The organism is Bartonella sp. CE47NXGY, from assembly GCF_042195415.1.
In the GTDB taxonomy this organism is placed as follows: Bacteria; Pseudomonadota; Alphaproteobacteria; order Rhizobiales; family Rhizobiaceae; genus Bartonella.
In genome coordinates, this window is the sequence record NZ_JBHIOI010000264.1 from 1 (window position 1) to 616 (window position 616).

1 protein-coding gene and 1 pseudogene are annotated in these 616 nt (G+C 41.7%); both read right to left on the reverse strand.

The window, feature by feature from the left end:
* Positions 1 to 389 (reverse strand): hypothetical protein (locus tag ACFIL3_RS11005; protein WP_375682299.1); only part of this gene is annotated, 389 nt, incomplete at its 3' end.
* Positions 386 to 616 (reverse strand): annotated as a pseudogene (locus ACFIL3_RS11010) (filamentous hemagglutinin); the annotation flags it as partial. The pseudogene ACFIL3_RS11010 and the gene ACFIL3_RS11005, both read right to left, overlap by 4 nt.

Below are 616 nucleotides of genomic sequence, written 5' to 3' on the forward strand. Positions count from 1 at the left end.
TTATATTTTTTACAAAAAGGGCTGTTTAAGCGCTTCTTGACACTGGGCCTCGGGATCACAGCACCTGGACGACAAATGGGCAAGTTTTCGGCTCTAAAAGTATAACACCACCCTCCCGCTCTTGCTACTTCTTCATCTTTATAGCGGAATCCTGATTGAATCATGCAAGCATAAGTTGTTGCTTTTGCATTGATGCTCTGCTTTCTATTTTCTGGAAATACATCATAAGGCGTTGGCATACCACATTCTAATAATGCTTTTCCTATTTCAGTAAAATCTGCTCCTGGCTTCTCCCAAGCAGTCAAGTATCCTGAAGGAGGCTTATTAAACTGACATCCAGCGATACTGAATAGAGTTACAGCACTTAATAATTTTAAGGTTTGTTTCATTTTTTACTCCATGATTTACTTGAAGGAACTTGTTCACGATGAGATGAGCCATAACGCACGTTACACTTATCGCCCGCGTCTCCAAGACAGGTATGGGAACTTATGGGATTTGTAGCCACTCTCAACCATTCTGTCCAAACGTTACTGCCAGCAGGGAGTATCCCGTAGGTATAGCCATTGCCGCCAATAATTCTGCTTACAAAGTCATATCTATTCCCATCAAAACC